The organism is Vibrio galatheae (assembly GCF_000967545.1).
Lineage (GTDB): Bacteria > Pseudomonadota > Gammaproteobacteria > Enterobacterales > Vibrionaceae > Vibrio > Vibrio galatheae.
The window spans coordinates 1-14,243 of the sequence record NZ_JXXV01000030.1 but is presented as its reverse complement, the minus strand read 5'-3'; the positions used below and the strand labels follow the sequence as shown (position 1 = coordinate 14,243).

General features: G+C 45.3%; 12 protein-coding genes and 1 tRNA gene. 12 read left to right on the top strand and 1 reads right to left on the bottom strand.

Annotated features, from left to right (window positions below):
- Positions 1–469: 469 nt before the first annotated feature.
- The 8 genes from TW81_RS16780 to luxS all read left to right on the top strand — a co-directional run bounded on the left by TW81_RS16780 (position 470) and on the right by luxS (position 10,420).
- Positions 470–727, top strand: a complete 258-nt coding sequence (locus TW81_RS16780) for an oxaloacetate decarboxylase subunit gamma (RefSeq protein WP_045956896.1) — start codon at positions 470–472, stop codon at positions 725–727.
- A gap of 31 nt (positions 728–758) precedes the next feature.
- Entirely contained in the window at positions 759–2,543 is a 1,785-nt protein-coding gene (oadA, locus tag TW81_RS16775; protein WP_045956895.1) for a sodium-extruding oxaloacetate decarboxylase subunit alpha, read from the top strand.
- 9 nt (positions 2,544–2,552) lie between these two features.
- Entirely contained in the window at positions 2,553–3,683 is a 1,131-nt protein-coding gene (locus TW81_RS16770) for a sodium ion-translocating decarboxylase subunit beta (RefSeq protein ID WP_045956894.1), read from the top strand.
- A 123-nt stretch (positions 3,684–3,806) separates the two neighbouring features.
- Positions 3,807–4,757: an NADP-dependent oxidoreductase gene (locus tag TW81_RS16765; protein WP_045956893.1), complete on the top strand. Its 951-nt coding sequence runs from the start codon at positions 3,807–3,809 to the stop codon at positions 4,755–4,757.
- Positions 4,751–5,212 carry a YqaA family protein gene (locus tag TW81_RS16760; RefSeq protein ID WP_045956892.1) on the top strand — a complete coding sequence of 154 codons (462 nt, stop codon included), beginning with the start codon at positions 4,751–4,753 and terminating at the stop codon, positions 5,210–5,212. The genes TW81_RS16765 and TW81_RS16760 overlap by 7 nt, the downstream gene beginning before the upstream one ends.
- Positions 5,213–5,221: 9 nt before the next feature.
- Entirely contained in the window at positions 5,222–8,080 is a 2,859-nt protein-coding gene (locus TW81_RS16755; protein WP_045956891.1) for a M16 family metallopeptidase, read from the top strand.
- Positions 8,081–8,188: 108 nt separating this feature from the next.
- A complete protein-coding gene (gshA, locus tag TW81_RS16750) occupies positions 8,189–9,784 on the top strand; it encodes a glutamate--cysteine ligase (protein ID WP_045956890.1) in 1,596 nt (531 codons plus the stop codon).
- Between the two features lie 117 nt (positions 9,785–9,901).
- Entirely contained in the window at positions 9,902–10,420 is a 519-nt protein-coding gene (gene luxS, locus TW81_RS16745; protein ID WP_045956889.1) for an S-ribosylhomocysteine lyase, read from the top strand.
- 60 nt (positions 10,421–10,480) lie between these two features.
- On the opposite strand, the gene TW81_RS16740 is transcribed toward luxS, so the two are convergent.
- Positions 10,481–10,957 (bottom strand): RDD family protein, encoded by a 477-nt coding sequence (locus tag TW81_RS16740; RefSeq protein WP_045956888.1) that lies wholly within the window; start codon positions 10,955–10,957, stop codon positions 10,481–10,483.
- Positions 10,958–11,143: 186 nt separating this feature from the next.
- Here TW81_RS16740 and TW81_RS16735 point away from each other — a divergent pair, with 186 nt between their 5' ends.
- The 4 genes from TW81_RS16735 (at position 11,144) to TW81_RS16720 (ending at position 14,082) form a co-directional block, all read left to right on the top strand.
- The gene (locus TW81_RS16735) at positions 11,144–11,809 is read left to right on the top strand and encodes an SDR family NAD(P)-dependent oxidoreductase (RefSeq protein WP_045956887.1); all 666 of its coding nucleotides are present in this window, start codon (positions 11,144–11,146) and stop codon (positions 11,807–11,809) included.
- A gap of 128 nt (positions 11,810–11,937) precedes the next feature.
- Positions 11,938–12,022: transfer RNA gene (locus TW81_RS16730), tRNA-Leu, on the top strand.
- Positions 12,023–12,292: 270 nt separating this feature from the next.
- Positions 12,293–12,697, top strand: coding sequence for a VOC family protein (locus TW81_RS16725; protein WP_045956886.1), 405 nt, complete (start codon positions 12,293–12,295; stop codon positions 12,695–12,697).
- Positions 12,698–12,819: 122 nt separating this feature from the next.
- Positions 12,820–14,082: an HD-GYP domain-containing protein gene (locus TW81_RS16720; protein WP_045956885.1), complete on the top strand. Its 1,263-nt coding sequence runs from the start codon at positions 12,820–12,822 to the stop codon at positions 14,080–14,082.
- Positions 14,083–14,243: the final 161 nt, after the last annotated feature.

Sequence of the window (14,243 nt, the reverse complement as noted above, 5' to 3'; positions counted from 1 at the left end):
GAATCCTCCAGGACGCGCCACATAATGAAGCCTTGCTAGAAATAGCAGGGCTTTTTTTATTAACCGTTCTGTAACATTTCTTAAACATTAAAAACACAAGTAATTGTTTTTATTTCTATTTCTTCGCTTTTTTTAAGCCTATCGCAGTAATCTATCAAATATTGAGATAACGTCGTAAAACACACAGTTATTTATGCTTATATGGATAAGTATTGCAGTTTTATGTGATTTGTGTGACGAATAATTCCCTAGATTTGTGCAATATCCTTATTAGCACCTTAAACAAAATTGACAAAGTTTAACCAATCGAGATAATTCTAGACCTCTTGTCGGGATTTTACTGCCTATTCTGACAACAAGATCTCTAGTAAGATGCTAGTTACATGAGATGTTGAGCCGTAATCAAGCATGATAAATTTGGTGAAACATCGATATGCTGTTGTCAGGATGACAAAGAAAGGATGCAAAAATGGATAATATTGGAAGCCTGCTAATAGATGCTGCAACCCTGATGGTAACAGGAATGGCTGTAGTATTTATATTCCTCACTATTCTTGTCTACCTCGTTCGGTTGATGTCAAAACTGGTGCCCGAAGAAGTACCAGCACCGATCGCCACACCTATTCAAAATAATAAAGTTCAATCATCATCTTCTGCTGTTAGCCCGAAGGTAGTTGCGGCTATTTCCGCAGCGGTACACCAGTATCGCGCCTCTACCGCTAAGTAGCATTTGATAGGATTAAAAGGAGTTAATGAGCATGTCTAAACCACTAGCTTTAACAGATGTGGTCCTTCGTGATGCGCATCAATCGCTGTTTGCGACTCGTATGCGTCTTGAGGATATGTTACCTATCGCAGAGGAACTGGATAAAGTCGGTTACTGGTCGCTAGAAACTTGGGGCGGAGCAACATTTGATGCTTGTATCCGATTCCTAGGTGAAGATCCGTGGGAGCGTTTGCGTGCATTGAAGAAAGCAATGCCCAATACCCCAATGCAAATGCTGCTTCGTGGCCAGAACTTACTCGGTTACCGCCATTACGCAGATGACGTTGTTGAAAAGTTTGTTGAACGCGCTCATGCCAATGGCATGGATGTCTTCCGTATTTTTGATGCGATGAATGACGTTCGTAACTTCGAGAAAGCGGTTAAGGCTGCTGTAGATGTTGGCGCTCATGCGCAAGGAACACTCTCGTATACGACGAGCCCAGTTCACAATTCAGATACATGGGTTGATCTCGCTAAACGCCTTGAAGATCTTGGATGCCACTCTTTGTGTATTAAAGATATGTCAGGTCTGCTTAAGCCGTACGAAGCGGAAGAACTAATTACACGTATCAAATCGTCTACTGATATCCCACTTGCTCTGCATTGTCACGCGACTACTGGGCTATCAACGGCAACCGCAGTGAAAGCTGTCGAAGCTGGTGTTGATATTCTTGATACCGCTATCTCTTCAATGAGCTGTACATACGGTCATACACCAACAGAAACCGTTGTCGCAATGCTGCAAGGTACCGAGCGTGACACCAACCTTAAACTAGACCAGATTGAGCCTATCGCGGCTTACTTCCGTGAAGTGCGTAAGAAATACGCTAAATTTGAAGGCCAGCTTAAAGGGGTGGATTCACGTATTCTGATTGCTCAGGTTCCGGGTGGCATGCTCACTAACATGGAAGGGCAACTTAAAGAGCAGGGCGCTGCTGATAAGCTAGATCAAGTGTTGGAAGAGATACCTCGCGTACGTGAAGATCTTGGTTTTATCCCTCTTGTGACACCAACATCTCAGATTGTAGGTACTCAAGCGGTTATCAATGTTTTAACGGGGGAGCGTTACAAGAGCATCACCAAAGAAACCGCGGGTGTATTAAAGGGTGAATATGGCGCAGCACCTGCCGCCGTTAATGCCGAGCTTCAAGCGAAAGTACTTGATGGCGCAGAAGCGATTACCTGTCGTCCAGCGGATCTTCTCCAGGCCGAGATGGCATCATTGACGGAAGAACTATTCACAAAAGCTAAAGACGAAGGTATTTCTTTGGCTGAAGATAGCGTTGATGATGTATTAACTTATGCGCTATTCCCTCAAGTTGGCTTGAAGTTCTTGAAGAATCGCCGTAACCCAGATGCTTTCGAGCCTGCACCATGGTTAGAGGAAGCGCCTGTTGCAGTTCAAGCTCAGTCTGCTCAAGGTGGTATTGAAACTTACAGCGTGAAAGTGGACGGCCAAGTTTATGACGTTGAAGTTGGGCCTCAAGGTCAATTGACGTCTGTTACTCCTTCAACCGCAGCGCCACAACAAGTGGCTGCACCGACAGCAGCTTCAGCAGGCAACTCTGAGACGGTTCCTGCGCCATTAGCGGGTAACATCTTCAAAGTGAATGTTCAAACGGGCACAGAAGTGGCTGAAGGCGATGTGTTGGTGATTCTTGAAGCGATGAAGATGGAAACAGAAATACGCGCTGCGCGTGGCGGTATTATCCAAGACCTACACGTCAAAGAAGGTGATTCTGTGACAGTTGGCGCTCCACTACTGAGCTTAGCGTAAGGGAGTCGCATGGAAGGATTAATGACCTTATGGTCAGAAACAGGGATCGCTCATTTCGAGTTCGGCCAGATCTGTATGATTTTAGTTGGCTGTCTATTGCTGTTTTTGGCGATACGTAAAGGCTTCGAGCCTCTGCTGCTTCTGCCGATTGGGTTTGGTGCCATTTTAGCGAACATTCCTAATGCAGGCTTTACTGACGAAGGTGGGCTGCTTTACTACGTTTATCACGTTGGGATCGAGTCTGGCATATTCCCGCTCCTGATCTTTATGGGGGTTGGGGCAATGACGGACTTTGGTGCCTTAATTGCTAACCCGAAAACGTTATGGCTAGGTGCTGCGGCGCAGTTTGGTATCTTTGCGACCTTGTTCGGGGCGATTTTACTTAACTATGTCCCAGGCATGGAATTTAACATGCCTGATGCGGCATCGATTGCTATCATCGGCGGCGCCGACGGTCCAACAGCGATATTCTTAGCAAGCCGTTTGTCTCCGGATCTGTTAGGCGCTATTGCGGTTGCTGCATACAGCTATATGGCGCTAGTGCCTATTATTCAACCGCCAATTATGAAAGCGCTTACCACGCCGGAGGAACGTAAGATCCAGATGGCACAGCTGCGCCATGTCGGAAAAACGGAGAAAATTCTTTTCCCGATGTCAGTGCTGGTGATGACAATTTTATTCCTGCCGTCGGCAACCCCATTGGTTGGTATGTTCTGTTTAGGCAATCTGATGCGTGAAGCTGGTGTGGTTGAACGCTTGTCTAAAACCGCTCAGAACGAACTCATCAATATTGTCACGATTTTCCTTGGCTTAGGCGTGGGTTCAAAACTGCAGGCTGAGAAGTTCCTCAACATGGAAACGCTTGGCATTTTGGCTTTGGGTGCATTGGCGTTCAGTATTGGTACTGCGGGTGGTGTACTGATGGCTAAGGTACTGAATAAGTTTTCAAAAGAAGATATTAACCCACTGATCGGTGCGGCTGGTGTCTCGGCGGTTCCTATGGCTGCGCGTGTGGTGAATAAAGTGGGTTTGGATGCCAATCCACAAAACTTCCTATTAATGCATGCTATGGGACCAAACGTTGCAGGGGTACTCGGCTCTGCGGTAGCCGCAGGTATTTTGCTTGCTCTGGTTGGATAATTACCCACGGATGTGAGTTATTGGTTAATTTGAGAGCGAGTGGTTAACTTGCTTGCAATAAATGGTATATATTCAAAGGGATGCTTTCGCATCCCTTTTTTATATCGATAGGGAAATGAAGAAATGGAAAACAAACAAATTGCCATCACTCAATTTGGTGAACCCGAAGTTTTAGCAATTCAATCAGCGCCTATGCCAGAGCCGAAATCTGGTGAAGTGTTAGTGAAAGTCGCGTTTGCTGGCGTCAACCCTATCGACGTTAAAACACGGGCAGGCTTAGGTTGGGCGGCTGCTCAGAACAAAGATAATCTGCCGTGGGTGCCTGGATACGACATTTCTGGCCAAGTTGTTTCATTGGGGGAACAGGCTGATCGATTTTCTATGGGCGATAATGTTGCAGGTTTTATCGGCTTTCCTGTAACAGGTGGCGGCTATAGTCAGTATGTTTGCGTGCCAGAAGGCGTGTTAAGCCACGTTCCAGACTCTGTTACCTTAGAGGCTGCCGCAGCGCTGCCTCTTGCTGGTCAAACTGCGGTTCAAGCGTTAGATAAAGCCACAGTACGTGAAGGGGACAGAGTTCTGATCTTAGCGGGAGCTGGCGGTGTTGGGCATATCGCAATTCAGGTTGCTGTGGCCGCAAAAGCCGAAGTGTTTACCACCTGTAGCGAGGCCAATTTAGACTACATGGCGACACTAGGAGCACACGCAGTCAACTACCACTTCGCGCCGGTTTCTGAGCGAGTTGAAGAGGTGGATGTTTTGATTGATCTCGTCGGTGGGGATGCCGCTCTCGATGCTCTTAAGTGCTTGAAAGATGGAGCACAAGTTGTGACTGTGCCAACCTTAAGCGCTGAACTAATATGCGAAAAGGCCAAGCTACTTGGTTTTGAAGCCACAGGTATGCTGGTTGATCCAAATCCACAGCAACTAGACGCTCTGCTCTACATGGTCAGTGTTGGCTTGGTTAAAACCGAGATTCAGCAAGTTTATCCTATGACTCAGGTGGTAGACGCACACAAACAAATTGAAACGGGACACACAAGAGGCAAGATCTTGCTTGATATGCAATGTTAGAAGCGTTTAACAGCGCTTTCGAATCTTTCGCACTATGGTTCTCCGACTCGGCTTTGTGGGTGCTGTTTCTAAGCGGCTTCCTCAGCGCCACTCTTCTGCCCGGTGGATCAGAAGCTGGCTTAATCGCCACTTTAAGTCTTAACCAATTTTCAACCGCCACTATTATCCTTGTGGCTACTTTGGGTAACACACTCGGTGGCATGACCAACTTTTGGTTAGGTTTGTGGTTACCCAACCGAACTCACAACGAAAAATATGGTCATAAGGCTTTATTATGGCTCAATAAATACGGCTATTGGTCGCTGCTTTTTAGCTGGTTACCTGTCATCGGTGACCCGCTATGTTTGGCGGCAGGTTGGTTACGAATGCGTTTTTGGCCGTGCTTTTGGCTTATACTGATTGGCAAAGCGCTTCGCTACTCTTTACTTGCTGCGTTTTTCTTTGGATTTTTTTAAGGGGATGTCATGAGAAAAGTTTGGCTTGGCGCTATTTCTCTTGTCGCACTTTACGGTTGTAGCTCTAACAACCTCTCTTCGGTTCCATTTATTACCTCATTGCCACAAGGCATTACGCTTGTTGAGGAAGTTGACGCTCAACCCGGTAAAGCAACGATTCCTTATTCTAAGTACCAATTGGATAACGGACTGACACTGATCTTGTCACCTGATGACTCAGATCCCTTGGTGCACGTTGACGTTACTTATCATGTGGGTTCGGCACGTGAAGAAATTGGTAAATCGGGTTTTGCCCATTTCTTTGAGCACATGATGTTCCAAGGTAGTGAGAATGTTGGCGATCAACAGCACTTCAAGATCATCACTGAAGCGGGCGGCTCTCTTAACGGCACGACCAACCGAGATCGCACTAACTATTTCGAAACAGTGCCATCAAACCAGCTTGAGAAAATGCTCTGGCTAGAGTCCGACCGAATGGGCTTCTTATTGGATGCTGTCTCGCAACATAAATTTGAAATTCAACGTGATACGGTTAAGAACGAACGCGCACAAAACTATGACAACCGTCCATATGGCTTGATGTGGGAGATAATGGGGGAAGCCATGTATCCTGAAGGTCACCCTTATTCATGGCAAACCATAGGTTACGTAGAAGATTTAGATCGTGTCGATGTTAATGATTTGAAAGCTTTCTTCCTTCGCTGGTATGGGCCCAACAACGCGGTACTCACAATTGGTGGTGATATTGACGTTGCTCAGACTCTGGCGTGGGTGAATAAATACTTTGGCTCAATTCCAAGCGGACCTGAGGTGGAGCGCGCATCTAAGCAACCCGCTAAACTTGAACAAGACCGCTATATCACATTAGAAGATCGAATACAGCAGCCGATGCTGATGATTGGTTGGCCAACGAAATATAACGGCGCACAAGAGCAAGCTTCTATCAACGCATTGGCGAATGTGTTGGGCAGTGGTGCCAATAGCCTGCTTTATCAAAAGTTAGTGAAGACACAAAAAGCGGTCGATGCTGGCGCTTTTCAAGACTGTGCAGAGCTTGCGTGTACTTTCTATGTCTATGCCATGGCCCCATCCGGAGAGAAAGGTGCGCTTCAACCTCTCTATCAAGAGTTGATGCAAACATTGCAAGAGTTTGAGACACAAGGGGTTGATAACGGCAGGCTTGAACAAATCACAGGTATGGCAGAGGCGAATGCGGTGTTTGCCTTGCAAAGTGTGCGGGGCAAAGTGACTCAGCTTGCGTCCAATGAAACCTTCTTCGATACACCCGACCGGATTCAAACTCAGTTAGATCAGATTCGTGCTGTAACGCCAGAGTCCGTGATGGCGGCGTATCAATCTTTTGTCAATGGTCATCACAAGGTCGCGTTAAGTGTGGTTCCGAGAGGTAAATCTGAACTTGCTGCCGCGCCTGCAAACTTCGTTACTCCCGCGAGAGACTTACCCGAATACCAAAAGGTCACCGAGCAAGAGTTGGATTATCGTCGAGCCAGCGACAGTTTTGATCGTTCAGTGATGCCGCAAGTCGCGCAAGGTGTCAAAGCGCAGATGCCCGATTTATACCGACTTTACTTTAATAATGGGGCGGAGCTACTCGGTACTGTCAGCTCCGAAACGCCGACTGTTCAACTGGACATCAGTTTCCCCGCAGGTGAACGCTACGTTGAAAAGGGCAAAGAAGGTTTGGCGAATCTTACCGCTGCGATGATGCAAGAAGCGACACTTGATTCCAGCCTTGAAGAGCTGCAAGCAAGCTTGGATAAGCTAGGCAGCACGGTTTCGATTAATGCGGCTAACTATACCACCAGTATTGCAGTCTCTAGCTTAGAGAAAAACCTGACAGAGACGATGGCGATCATTGAAGAGATTCTCTTTAAACCGGCCTTTCGCGAGCAAGATTTTGAGCGCCTGAAAAAACAAATGCTTGAGGGTCTTGTTTATCAGCATCAAAAGCCCGGCTGGTTAGCGTCACAGGCAACTCGACAAGTGTTGTTTGATGGCTCTATCTATCAGCGCTCGCGAGACGGTACAGAGAAATCGGTCGCTGCATTAACTTTAGAAGATGTTAAAGCGTTTTATAAACAGCATTACACACCACAAGGGGCACAACTAGTGGTGGTGGGAGATGTGAACAAACGCCGCATAAAAAAAGAGTTGGCCTTTATTGAAAACTGGAAAGGGGAGACGGCACCTTTGCTCAACCCTCAGTTAGTCAAGCCGCTAGACCAACAGAAAATCTACTTAGTTGATAAGCCTGATGCTCCACAAAGTGTTGTGCGTATGGTGCGCCAGGGCTTGCCATTTGATGCAACAGGAGAAGTGTATCTTACCCAGTTAGCGAACTTTAATTTGGCTGGTAATTTCAATAGCCGCATCAATCAGAATCTACGTGAAGACAAAGGCTATACCTATGGTGCTGATGGCTATTTGGCGGCCAATCGAGAAGTGGGGGCGATTATCTTCTCGGCTCAAGTGCGCGCAGACTCAACCGTGCCGTCGATTGTCGAAATGCAAAATGAGTTAGCCCAATACAGCAAAAATGGTATGAGCGACGATGAAATGAAATTTTTACGTTTAGCTGTCGGTCAACAAGATGCACTAAAGTATGAAACGCCTTCACAGAAAACCGGGCTATTGAGTAGTATTCTTGCTTATAGCTTAGATGAAGACTATTTAAAGCAGAGAAATGAAATTGTTGAGAACATCAATAAAGAGACGCTCAACGAGGTTGCAGCCAAATGGTTTGCGCCACAAGATTATCAGATTATCGTTGTCGGTGATGCAAAAGTGCTTAAGCCACAGTTAGAAAGTTTGCAGATTCCGATAGAAGAGCTTGAAATCATCCGTTAGAGTACACATAACATAGTGCATAGATAAAGGGTGGCCTTGGTCACCCTTTGTGATTTGTTTGACCAGTTTGGTATGACCACCAAACCACTGATATAAGCGAACCTCATTTTGACTGAATTTGCTGCGCGACTGGAGCGAGTTGCACAAAACCAAGAAGTATTTAAGAGTTTTGGACGTGGTGTAGAGCGCGAAACGCTGCGCTACCACCAAGATGGTAATCTCGCGACAACCCCTCATCCTGGTGAGCTAGGTTCAGCATACGCTAACAACTGGATTACAACGGATTTTTCAGAATCGCTTTTGGAGTTCATTACTCCCGTGTCGAGCAGTATTTCAACTCTAACTGCGCAGCTTGAGGATATACATCACTTCACCCAGACTAAGTTGGGTGAAGAGAAAATGTGGCCGCTTTCAATGCCTTGTTATGTTGGCAGCGAAGAGGACATCAATCTTGCACAATACGGCAGCTCGAACTCAGGTAAGATGAAAACCCTGTATCGACAAGGTCTTAAGCACCGTTATGGTAGCTTAATGCAAATTATTTCCGGTGTGCATTTTAACTTTTCGTTTCCAGAATCGTTTTGGGATCAACTGTATGGTCAACAAAGTGATGAACAGAGACAACACAGTAAGTCAGAAGCCTACTTTGGCTTGATTCGCAATTACTACCGTTTTGGTTGGTTAATTCCTTACTTTTTTGGTGCATCTCCAGCCTTGTGCAGCTCTTTTATTCAAGGTAGAGAAACGAAGCTGCCATTTGAGAATATTGGTGGGACCTTATATCTGCCGAATGCGACTTCACTGCGTTTGAGCGATCTTGGTTACACCAACAGTGCGCAGAGTGCGCTTAAGATTGGCTTTAACAGTCTGGATGAATACTTAGAAGGGCTCAATAGTGCGATTCGTACACCTTCAGCAGAGTTTGCCGAAATTGGGGTTAAAGTTGATGGTGAATACCGCCAGCTCAACAGCAATGTGCTCCAGATTGAAAACGAACTCTATGCCCCGATTCGCCCTAAGCGAGTTGCCAAAGCGGGTGAAAAACCATCAGAAGCTTTGGCTCGCGGTGGTGTTGAATATATTGAAGTTCGTTCGTTAGACGTAAACCCGTATAGCGCAATTGGTATCAATGAAGACCAAATTCGTTTCTTAGACTTATTCTTAACTTGGGCTGCACTGACCGACTCCGAGCCGATGGATCATTGTGAACAATCTTGCTGGCGTGAAAACTGGAATAAGGTGATTGTCGAAGGACGTAAATTAGGTCTTGAGTTGCAGATTGGCTGTAAAGGCGAAGTGTTAACTCTTCAAGATTGGGCAAAACGCGTATTTGTTGAGTTGATTCAAATTGCTGAGCAAATGGATCAGGCAAATGGTAGCGATGAGTATCAAGCGGTTTGCTATAAACTGCTATCTTGGATAGACAACCCGCAACAAACCATCTCAGGTCAGTTGCTTGAAGATACCAAGCACTATGGAGGCCTTGGTAAAGTTGGCTGTGAGTTTGGTAAAGAGTATCGCCAGCAGCATCTCGGTCATCACTACCGCATTTACAGTGAAGCTGAAATGGAACAAGAGGTTGAGCGCTCTCGCATCGCTCAGGCTGAAGTGGAAGCTGCAGACAAGCTCAATTTCGATGATTTCCTCACGGACTACTTTGCTTACTTAAAAGCTTACGCAGACAATCACGTGAATTGCTCTTAAAGCGCATCACATTGAGCGACAACAAAAGGATTATGCTCGGCAAACAAAGGATGCCAGCATGAATGAGAAGATAATAGAAGCTGGTTGCTTTAAGATCAGCTCACATGGAGAAGTACAATGCCGTTACTTGATAGTTTTACCGTCGACCACACCCGAATGAATGCACCAGCAGTTCGTGTGGCTAAAACCATGACGACCCCAAAAGGTGACACCATTACGGTTTTTGACCTACGATTTACTGCGCCGAATAAAGATATCCTTTCGGAAAAAGGCATTCATACCTTAGAGCATTTATACGCGGGCTTTATGCGTAACCACCTTAATGGTGACGCAGTAGAGATCATTGATATTTCACCAATGGGCTGTCGTACAGGCTTCTACATGAGCTTGATCGGCACGCCACAAGAGCAGCAGGTTGCCGACGCATGGCTAGCTGCGATGCAAGATGTACTCAAGGTTGAAAGCCAAAACAAGATTCCAGAACTCAATGAGTATCAGTGCGGTACTGCAGCGATGCACTCTTTGGATGAGGCTAAGCAAATAGCGCAAGCTATCCTTGCTGCTGGTATCTCTGTCAACAAGAATGACGAACTTGCACTGCCAGAAGAAATGCTGAAAGAGCTAAAAGTAGACTAGTGATGACTGGTTAGAAAAAGGAAGGCTTGATGCCTTCCTTTTTTGTTTATCGGTTTTTCGTTAGTTAGCTTTTGGTAACACAACCACTTGTGTTTTCGCCCAAATATCGTGAAAACCCCGTTTTTTAGGATCAAGTGGAACGGTTAGGTTTGCCAGACCAAAACCTGAAGTACCAATCCGAATCAGGGCTTGAGTAACGGTAACCGGAGATCCATCAGTGCTGATCATGTGTAACTTCCAAGCGCGCATGCCCAGCGTTTGTCCTGCACGTGTCCAGAAAAAGACAAAGAAATAGATCCATACCGACGCTAAATAAGCGGTATAAATCGGGCTCCAAACCGGGTGACTACTCAGAAAATCACTCACATCTTCAAAACCATTGAGGCTAAACAAGCCCATTGCCATTAACGCATGCAATATCGCGACGACGATGCCTGCGGCCATCATCTCTATCGCGATAACAATGAGAGCGTCATATAAAAGAGCACCTAAACGGCGAAACAAGCCGGCTGGTGGCAAAGTGTCATTAGTTGACATAAATCCTACTTACCCAAAATAAAACTAGGCGAAAGAATATAGCTTCATCTTGATTGTGAAAAGAGAGCCTGCGCACAGACTTCTCGATCAATCGTTTGTTTCCTATGCTTGGATGGTAAAAAGAACCTATTCAGTGCCACGTTTGATATCGACGCGTGGCGCGTTAGCAAAGATTGAGGAATAGCTATGATTGTAGTGACAGGAGCAAGTAGTGGTTTAGGTGCCGCTTTGGTCAGCTTGTACGATAGCAACCAACAAACGACGTTTTTTACTGGGCGTAGCGCGGAAAAGCTCGAGTGCTTAAACTCGACATTAACGCATAGCCTTGGCTACCACAGGTGTGACATGGCAGTGCATTCAGAAGTTGCTGCGTTATTTGAGCAACTGCCTAGTACGCCAAAGACAATCATTCATTGTGCCGGAAGTGGCTACTTTGGTTTACTTGAGCTGCAGAGCCCGCAAGCGATTCAAACCTTAATTGCGAACAATCTCAACTCGGCAATCAATCTTGTTCAGGAAGCAGTTAAGCGATATCAAAATGAACCCGTCACTGTGGTGATGGTGATGTCGACTGCCGCTTTGCAGGCTAAGGCTCAAGAATCGACTTACTGCGCAGTAAAGTGGGCGGTCAAAGGATTGATTGAATCCGTTCGGCTAGAGTTAAAAGACAAACCAATGAAGTTGGTTGCGGTATACCCAGGTGGCATGTCAACTGAGTTTTGGCCATCGAGTGGGAAAGCGATTAACACTGAGAGCTTTATGAGCGCAAAAGATGCAGCTAGCATGATCTACAATGCGATGTCAGCAATAGGTAACGGCTACGTCTCAGACATTACCGTCAATAGATGCTAGCGAGAACGTGTTGCTGTCACACATATGGCGAAATTATCAGCAAACGGTGATTATCTAAGGTTTTTCTTCTTGCGCCGCTTAAAAGCATACGTATAATGCCAACCATCAGAGGGCAATAGCCTGAAGATGCCGGTGTGGTGAAATTGGTATACACGACGGATTCAAAATCCGTTGCCTTCGGGCGTGGCGGTTCAAGTCCGCCCACCGGTACCATACATAGAAAGGTCGCTTTATAGCGGCCTTTCGTCGTTTTGGGCTAAGGGAATATTCATGACGTTGTTATTTAAGATGGCATGTTAAATGATTCGAGTTGCCCCCCCAGATCTATATCCTCGCAATAAACTTTGTCCCTTAATTACTCACCTATATTGTCCTAATCTGCAAATAGTTTAAATACGATACAAAGTTTTTAGAAAAAGCTAATTTTTTCTGTTGGTTAGCCTGATGTTGTCTATCTTTAAATGAATAACATGGAGACAGAGAATGTATCAACTTACCCCATATTTATTTTTTGCTGGCCGTTGTGAAGAAGCGTTAGACTTTTATCATCAATGCTTTGGTGGCGTTGTGGTGACAAAGCAGCTTTTTAAAGATGCGCCACAAGTAATCGAAGCGGCGGAGCCAAATTGGGTTATGCATGCGGAGTTTGAAGCGTTTGGCATGAAGTTTATGCTCTCAGATGGGATATTGGCGCAAGAGCGTAGCGGTAACAATATCGCCCTTTCGATTGTGTTGACTGATCTCGACGAACAAGCACGTCTATTCGATAAACTCTCTCATGGCGGCCACATCATGATGCCGTTGGCTGACACCCCTTGGGGAGCCCGGTTCGGTAAATTAGAAGATCAGTTTGGCGTTCGCTGGATGCTGCATTGTGAACTCGTTTAAATCGGCCTATGGTGGGCGAGGACGCTATTGAGTTCTCATTAACTAAGCGTAGGTGATGAATTCGCCTTATCATTCATCTAGAATTGTTAAATTGGTTTTAATAATTAAGTTGTATATAAATCGTGGCCAGTATCAAAATAACAGTAGATAGACTACAGCCAGGGTTGCATATTCGACTTCCGGTCAAATGGAATGAGCACCCTTTCTTATTTAATAGCTTTAAAATCAAGGATGAAGAGCAGATCAGAATGATCCGCCACCTTGGGATCAAGCATGTCTTTATTAATCCTAATCAGAGCGATACACAGCCTTTACCTGTTGTTGAAGAGCAACCTAACGCAGACGTTGAACAAGCACTGCATGATGAGATCGATCTAGAAGCCCAAAAGTTATGGAAAGAGAAACAAGATAGAATCGAAAAACTGAGTGCGTACCGTCGACGCGTTATCAGTTGTGAGAAAGAGTTTGAACGCTCGCTATCACGTATGCGAGCGGTTATGAATAAAATCCGTAGCCGACCAGAACAAGCGGTGGATGAAGCCAGCCTGCTAGTGAACGATATTGTAGACAAACTACTCAGTGACGATAACGTGACTTTGCACCTAATGAACGGTAAGAGTGAGTTTGAAGATATATACTTCCACTCGCTTAACGTATCTGTGGTTGCCATGATGATTGCGAAAGCTAAGATGCTCAGTGCTGACCAGATAAAAGAAGTGGCGTTTGCGTCTTTATTTCATGATATGGGAAAAGTAAAAGTTCCTACAGCTATCTTACGCAAGCCAACCCCTTTGACTGAACCTGAGAAAAACTACCTCAAGCTGCATACCAAATATGGATTAGAAATAGCTGCACATATAGATAGCTTTCCTGAAAGTGCGCGCAAAGTTATCGCCCAGCACCATGAGCTCAACGATGGCTCTGGTTATCCAGAAGGGCTTAAAGAAGATCAGATTGACGAGTTGACGCAAATTGTTGCCGTAGCGAATGCTTATGACAATCTGTGTCATAGCAATATACCGTCTGAGCAAAAGATACCTTATGTGGCTCTGTCCTATCTATATAAGAACTGCAAACATCACTATAACAATGAAAACTTGAGTTTACTGATCAAGTTTATGGGGATCTATCCTCCAGGAACCGTTGTACAACTATCGAATGATATGGTCGGCTTGGTTATCTCTGTAAACTCGAAAAACATACTCTACCCGAATGTTCTTATCTATGACCCTTCAGTACCTAGGACTCAAGCACCGATCATCGACTTAGCGGAAAAAGAGATCAAAATAGTTAATGCTATTTTACCGAACAAGCTACCAGATAAAGTGCGCGAGTATTTGAATCCACGCTCACGAATCTCTTACTTCTTTGATTCTGATGACTAGTTATCCACAAGTGGGTGTGAATAAGCTCTGCTTAAACTGAGTTTAAGATGAGTATAAATAAAGGCTTGACTGAATAATGTTCAGTCAGGCCTTTTTTCTGCAAAAAAGAGCTCTTTTTACTTGCCTTAAAAATCCAACTCCCTATAATGCGCATCCACTGA

Coding starts and splice junctions, on each gene's coding strand:
- luxS (WP_045956889.1), top strand. CDS start 9,902: ATGCCGTTACTTGATAGTTTTACCGTCGACCACACCCGAATGAATGCA.
- TW81_RS16735 (WP_045956887.1), top strand. CDS start 11,144: ATGATTGTAGTGACAGGAGCAAGTAGTGGTTTAGGTGCCGCTTTGGTC.
- TW81_RS16740 (WP_045956888.1), bottom strand. CDS start 10,957: ATGTCAACTAATGACACTTTGCCACCAGCCGGCTTGTTTCGCCGTTTA.
- TW81_RS16755 (WP_045956891.1), top strand. CDS start 5,222: ATGAGAAAAGTTTGGCTTGGCGCTATTTCTCTTGTCGCACTTTACGGT.
- TW81_RS16770 (WP_045956894.1), top strand. CDS start 2,553: ATGGAAGGATTAATGACCTTATGGTCAGAAACAGGGATCGCTCATTTC.
- TW81_RS16760 (WP_045956892.1), top strand. CDS start 4,751: ATGTTAGAAGCGTTTAACAGCGCTTTCGAATCTTTCGCACTATGGTTC.
- TW81_RS16765 (WP_045956893.1), top strand. CDS start 3,807: ATGGAAAACAAACAAATTGCCATCACTCAATTTGGTGAACCCGAAGTT.
- TW81_RS16725 (WP_045956886.1), top strand. CDS start 12,293: ATGTATCAACTTACCCCATATTTATTTTTTGCTGGCCGTTGTGAAGAA.
- oadA (WP_045956895.1), top strand. CDS start 759: ATGTCTAAACCACTAGCTTTAACAGATGTGGTCCTTCGTGATGCGCAT.
- TW81_RS16780 (WP_045956896.1), top strand. CDS start 470: ATGGATAATATTGGAAGCCTGCTAATAGATGCTGCAACCCTGATGGTA.